Below are 6,579 nucleotides of genomic sequence, written 5' to 3' on the forward strand. Positions count from 1 at the left end.
TTTCCTGCCTAACGGCGAGTGAAAAAGCGGTCAAGCTGGCTCAGCTTGGACGGGGTTCGGGGCGTCAGCGCCCGAATTAATGTGGCTTGCCACACCTTTTAGGCAACGAACAGAGTGAGGCGCAAGGAGCATAGCGACTGGAGTTTAATGTGAGCCGTTTTTTGGCTCACTCCTTTGTGTTTTTTTGTTTTAGGTTTGTATCTCGTACAGTAGTGCCTCTTATATACCTCTTTTATAAACCTCTTTTAAACCTCTTTTAAGGGCATGTTCCACGTTACTCTACCAAGCGTTTCACAAATGTTTGGGGGTCCAATTGTCTGTTTATGGGGGTCCAATTGTCTGTTTATAGGGGTCCAATTGTCTGTTTATGGGGGTCCAATTGTCTGTTTATAGGGGTCCCGTCTTGAGGTTCCGGCCTTGATATGGTAGCCTCTGATTTAGGAGGTGGTTTTTTGAGCAACGAACTAGTTAAATATGATCCAGAGTTAAATACCATTCCACTTCGAAAATTTACTCCAGTTGAAATGAATTTATTTTTTTCGATTATTTCTCGTATGCGTGATAAGGGAGATCAGACCGTTCGTTTTACTTTTGATCAATTAAAAGAGTTAAGTGCTTATAAACCTACTGCAAATAACCGTTTTGAAGATGACATTCAGAGAACTTATGAAAAAATGATGGGATTACATTTTGGTAGACGAAGTAAAAGTGGCTTAAATCGAGAATTTTTTGTTATGTTTACCGAATTTGAAATTAAAGGCGAAGCTGAAATACCTTACGTTGATATCCGGGTTTATCCTAAAGCCTTACACTTACTAAACGATTTAGAAAGTTGGGTTCGTTATGCGTTGGCAGAGTTTAGAGATTTAAAAAGTAGTTACGCAAAAACAATGTTTCGGTTACTAAAACAATTTAGAACTACTGGGTACGCTTACTTTTCCAAAGCAGATTTTGATGAGTTACTTGATATTCCAAAAACTTATCGGCAAGGCGACATTAACAAAAAAGTGATAAAACCAATCAAAGAAGAACTTACCCCCCTATTTCGTGGGCTAACTGTCCGAAAGAAATACGGTAAAGGGCGAGGAAAACCTGTTATTGGCTATTCGTTTACCTGGAAACCCGAAAAGAAAGACGCTAACGACTTCTCACAAGGTCAATTTCAAGATGAACGTCAAAAACTCTTTAATATTCAGCATAATGGCGAATTAACAGAACAGGAAAAATGGCGTGCCATTGATAAAGTTAAGGGGTTAACTTTAGGCTCTACTGAAAAGCAAGCATTGGCTGTCAAACAAGCCGAACATGATAAAAAAATAAGAGATCAAGCAAGAAAAGAAGCACTCGCTGAACTCCGAAAGGGGTTTGGAAATCATGCCTAAAACTATTAGAGAACTTGCTGATGAATTGGGCGTTTCAAAGCAGGCTATATGGCAAAAGATAAAAAGAGATGCGTCAATCGATTTACGTCAATTTACATCAACAAAAGGCAATACTGTTTACGTTGATGTTGATGGGCAAAAAGCTATTAAAGCAATGTTCTCAAACGATTCATCAACAAGATACCGTCAACAAAAAGATGATGTTGACGACAACAAAAAAGATGCGGTTGATGGACAAGATGAAGTGAAATTCCTTCGAAATTTAGTATCAGAATTTCAATCTGAAAAGAAAGAGTTACATAAGTTACTAGATCAGCAACAAAGATTGGCCTTACAGGACAAACAACTGCTCGAAGAATACAAGGCAGAAATTAAGGACTTGAAAGCCTTAACGATGGCACCGCATGATAATAGTGAAAAAGAAGTGACGTCAGACAAACAACCGGAACCTGAAAATAGCACCCCGGAGTCACAACCTAAACCTAAAAAGTGGTGGCGTTTTGGTAAATAGTTACAACTAAAAAAGAAAAGAAGACTAGTTAAATAGCGGAAGATAAATTTGAACAATCTGTAGCTGCCAAGCTAAAGGGTGAGGGCTGGGACTGTCCCACAGATTATTCTGGTGGGTAGATTGTAAAATTAATCCGAACAGCGTTCGGATTAATTTTACAATCTACCATATTAAAGAATATTTCATCTTATTTAATAAGAAACCATATTTATATAACAACATAAAATACACTAAGTTATTTTATTGAACATATATCGTACTTTATCTATCCGACTATTTGGACGACGGGGCTGGCAAACAGGTTCACCGGTAGTAACATGGTACCCTTTTAACTCTGTTAAACAAACACTACGTCCATTTGTAAAGAAAGTTAAATCACTACGATATTCTTGAATACACCGAGCAGGGATTTCTCCACTAAGAATGACCTCATTATTTTTCAATTGAGTGTCTACGATGTTCGCACAATATTTAGGAGCATCGTTGTATGCTCGTGAAAGATATTCCTGTGGCGCATAAATTTTAAAACTAAGATATGGCTCTAACAATTCTGTTCCAGCTTTTTTTAAGACTTGTTCCAATACAATAGGAGCAAGCATCCGAAAATCTGCTGGGGTACTAACAGGGCTATAGTATAAGCCATACTTAAAACAGATTTTACAATCCGTCACATTCCAACCATATAATCCTTGTTCGCAACCATAGCGTATCCCTTCCATAACTGCATTTTGAAATGATTGATTTAAGTATCCAAGAGAAACCGAGCTCTCATACTGCATTCCACTTCCCAACGGAAGCGGTGATACAGATAAACCAATGGAAGCCCAGAAAGGATTTGGCGGCACTTCGATGTGAATGGTATATTCTGCATTTTTTAACGGTCTCTCCATATAAATGACTGTAGGCTCTTTTAGTTCTATCTCCACATGATACTTTTCTTGCAACAGTGCACTAATCACTTCCATTTGTACTTTCCCTAAGAAAGAAAGTATAATTTCATGTGTCGTAGAATCCACGTAATATCGTAGAAGCGGATCACTATCTGAGATTTCCAAAAGGGCATCAAGCAACATTTCTCTCTGTTCAGGTTTACTCGGTTCAACAGTTATTTGTAGTAGAGGGTGCGGATTTTCAATCTTTTTTCTCTGTGGCAATAGTTTTGTATCTCCAAGAACACTATTTAACTTCAAAAACTCATTTTGCAAAATAACAATTTCTCCAGAATAAGCTCTATCAATCTTACATAATTCACCATTTATTGAAGTATACATTTCTGTAACTTTTATTTTTTCTTTTTCTGATACTCTAACCGAATCTCGTAAATGTAGTACTCCACTATAAAGGCGTATATATGCAAGACGTTGTCTTTTTTTTGTATATTCAATTTTGAAAACATTTCCGCAAAGTTCAGACGGACCTCGATGTGTTGATGAATAAAATTTATTCGTAATCACTTCTATAAGGTTATCAATCCCTATATTGTTTTTTGCACTTCCGTGATAAACAGGGAACAGGGAACAATTATGAAATCTTATGCTTTCCTCTTGTTCGAGTTCCAATGCTTCTAATGATTTACCGGACATATATTTCTCTAAAAGGTCATCGTTTCCCTCTATTACCGTATCCCATTGTTCAGATTCGGTAAAGTTCGTCACACACATATTAGGATACAGTTCTACCTTCTGTTTGATTACAATTTCGGCAGAAAGTTTCTCTTTAATATCCTGATAAACCGTTGATAAATCAATTCCATTTTGGTCAATCTTATTGATAAAAAAGATTGTGGGAATCCCCATTTTCCTAAGTGCATGAAATAATATACGAGTTTGTGCTTGTACGCCATCTTTTGCAGAAATCAGTAGAATTGCCCCATCTAAAACTGATAATGAACGATATACTTCTGCTAAGAAATCCATATGTCCTGGCGTGTCTATGATGTTCACCTTCGTATTTTCCCACTGAAAAGAGGTTATTCCTGTCTGAATTGTAATTCCTCTCTGACGTTCTAAAAGCGTATTATCCGTCCTCGTTGTACCTTTGTCCACGCTTCCTAATTCTGTAATCGCTCCACTGTTATATAATAAGCTTTCTGTTAAGGTAGTTTTTCCTGCATCAACATGAGCTAAAACTCCAATATTAATAATTTTCATGTGATTTTCCTCCATTCAAAAACCCAAAAGGGCATAAAAATCCCAGTGATAAATACTTTTATCACTGGGATTTTTATGCATAACCATAGGTATACAAAGCATACAGATATTCTCTGGATACTTTAGAATCACATGATAAAGGTATTCTTAAACTGGGTACAAAAAACTAAGCCCTCCTAAAAAAGGACATCTAATTATTTGTTCCCGCTATCAAATTGACAGTTTATTTAAGAATACCTTGCCGCATATTTATTAACTCCTTTTAAATAGTCACTTAAATAATAGCACGTAAGAGCATATTTGTAAAGGAATCTCCAATTTTTTATCAAAAAGAGTACATGATTACAAAGTATCTGTAATCATGTACCAATATTTGTTATTTTACAATCTTCCAATTATCTTGTTTTTCTAATATCAACTCAAATTGCGAGATTTGGGTTGCCTTTGTTTCTTGATCTAAATATTTCACAGCGACATTCACGATTACTTGGTTATCTTTTCTGGTAAAGATAGGATTCACCAATTCCTCGAAAACATATTCCTTGTTAATCATAGGTAACACATGATTACTTACATAGTAAGTCAATTCTTTTTCTGTGGCGGTAGGATAGAGCTGGAAGAACGTTTCTAAAAAGCTAATGATTTCGTCCATCGTTTCTGTATCTACTGTATGGTCACTTTCTAGCTGTTTGGGTTGGTAGTCCGATTTTTGAGGTTTCTTACTCATTGTCGGATTTTTGATAATAACCATATTATCTGATTCATCTATATGGACAACCACATGAAAGCTAGACGATATAGTTTCCTTGTCTTTGTCTTCGGTAATAACTTGTTCAACAGAAAACAGTACCTCAAAGGTGTTCTCATTCACTTGAGAAACCTGCCACACCTGTATATCGTTCACACTAGAACTAGTAGGAATATCCTTACGAATCATTTCTTCATTTAATACCTGCAATTCTTCCGTCAAATAATGGGTCAATTTCTCATTTCGTTTATCAATGGCTTCTTGGGATTGTTGCCACGAAAAGTAGTCTTTCGCAAAGGATTTCACAAAACTTTCTACTTGGTTGGTATCGACAATCTGCTGTTTAATGATTTCTGTTTCACGGACAGTATGAGTGTCAATGGCAGTAAAATTTTTATAGATTCCAAATCCGACACTACCAATCAATAAAACCCATAAAACAAAGGTTAATTTCTTATGCGTGCCAACTTTAATCATCGGAACTTTTCTTTGCTTGCTCGGTTTTTTAGATTTCTTTGGTTTCTCCTTCTTTTCTTTTCGCTCGTTTATCAGCACCAGTCCCGACGCTTCCTGTCAAATAACGGCCGATAATGTTATAGCCAGCTGCTTTCAGTGATTTAGCCGTAGCAGCTGATGTGATTTGAGTAGCCATGTCGACACCATCTGAAGATCGGTTAGTGTTACCATTACTAGTTAATAAGCCTTTGATCACAGTTAGGTCAGCAGTTGAAGTATAAGGAGGCAACTTCATGAATTTTCTAAAGGAAACTATACCGTCGGCAACATTTTGTGTAAATTGGCCATTGAAGGCGCCTGAATAGAAACCATTAACGTAAAGACCATATTGAATAATTTTAACGATTGCCCCAGTTGCGCCAGAATTAACAGTTGGTGTTTTATTGATCGTACCAGGACCATAATAACCATTAGCAGTTCCAGTATCCATACCTTCCACTGACTGCAAAGCATAAATCAAAGCAGTGTTCGTATCCCTTTGATAAATTCCATCACATGGTAAAATACCAGTGTAAGCTTGATAATCATGATTAAGCTGTTGTTGCATTGAACGGATTTTAGCGTCCCCACCAGGAACTAAAACAAACGCGCTCATTGTCAACAAGGCTTTCATAATATCCGAGTTTACATTGGCGCTGGTGTCTTTGATACCGGCGTCTTTTTTTAATTCAACGACAGCAGCAGCCGTGTTAGTAGTAAATTCTCCGGTAAAGTCTTCAGGGTTGATACCCTTACACCAAAAGCCACCTTGGATTATTTTAACAACATTGTGCTTAAAGCCAGTTTTAACTTTATTAGCAAATTGAGTATCCCATTTAGCGGCAGTTGAAGGGCCAAAATTATCAACTAGATCTGTGATACCTAATTCGTGTTGCAGGGCTCTAGTTAACCCATAAACTGTGTTCCAACCAGTATTACCGTCCTCGGGTACTTTACCAAAGCCAGAAACTTTACCGTAAGTTTTGTTGAGCCAGACTTGTGTTTCTTTTACCATTTCATCCATACATAAATCGTCCTTTCTGTGTTGTTTAGCAACCATAAGCGCCTACAACGAACAAGCTATCAAATGAGTAAGCAGTTTCTGATTCAACCTCCTTAAAAATTATTTGCTCAATATTCGAACACACGTTCGAGTAGACGGCTTAATTTTAGCACAGAAAAACAAGAAAACAAATTTTTGTCGGATTATTTTCGAACAAAAAACGATCTGAGGGTCCGCTCTGCTCCCCCTCGTAACCATTTAGTGAAATAAAGCATTTATGCGGTTATACT

General features: G+C 36.9%; 5 protein-coding genes and 1 pseudogene. 2 read left to right on the plus strand and 4 right to left on the minus strand.

Going from position 1 to position 6,579, the window contains the following annotated elements; translation table 11 throughout:
• Nucleotides 1-452 precede the first annotated feature (452 nt).
• Nucleotides 453-1,382, plus strand: a complete 930-nt coding sequence (locus EKM66_RS12280; RefSeq protein WP_036686805.1) for a replication initiation protein — start codon at nucleotides 453-455, stop codon at nucleotides 1,380-1,382.
• Complete coding sequence (locus tag EKM66_RS12285; protein ID WP_001748066.1) at nucleotides 1,375-1,893, plus strand: helix-turn-helix domain-containing protein; 519 nt, start codon at nucleotides 1,375-1,377, stop codon at nucleotides 1,891-1,893. Before EKM66_RS12280 ends, EKM66_RS12285 begins: the two co-directional genes overlap by 8 nt.
• Nucleotides 1,894-2,123: 230 nt before the next feature.
• Here EKM66_RS12285 and tet(M) read toward each other — a convergent pair whose 3' ends face one another.
• From tet(M) to EKM66_RS12315, 4 genes and pseudogenes are all read right to left on the minus strand, one after another.
• On the minus strand, nucleotides 2,124-4,043 hold the full coding sequence (gene tet(M), locus EKM66_RS12295) for a tetracycline resistance ribosomal protection protein Tet(M) (RefSeq protein WP_125765011.1): 1,920 nt from the start codon (nucleotides 4,041-4,043) through the stop codon (nucleotides 2,124-2,126).
• Between the two features lie 15 nt (nucleotides 4,044-4,058).
• Nucleotides 4,059-4,106, minus strand: a pseudogene (locus tag EKM66_RS12940) (hypothetical protein); the annotation flags it as partial.
• A gap of 313 nt (nucleotides 4,107-4,419) precedes the next feature.
• Complete coding sequence (locus tag EKM66_RS12310) at nucleotides 4,420-5,268, minus strand: conjugal transfer protein (RefSeq protein WP_004256734.1); 849 nt, start codon at nucleotides 5,266-5,268, stop codon at nucleotides 4,420-4,422.
• A gap of 28 nt (nucleotides 5,269-5,296) precedes the next feature.
• Nucleotides 5,297-6,310, minus strand: a complete 1,014-nt coding sequence (locus EKM66_RS12315) for a glycoside hydrolase family 25 domain-containing protein (protein WP_011117013.1) — start codon at nucleotides 6,308-6,310, stop codon at nucleotides 5,297-5,299.
• Nucleotides 6,311-6,579: the final 269 nt, after the last annotated feature.

It is taken from the genome of Companilactobacillus hulinensis (assembly GCF_003946555.1).
In the GTDB taxonomy this organism is placed as follows: Bacteria; Bacillota; Bacilli; order Lactobacillales; family Lactobacillaceae; genus Companilactobacillus; species Companilactobacillus hulinensis.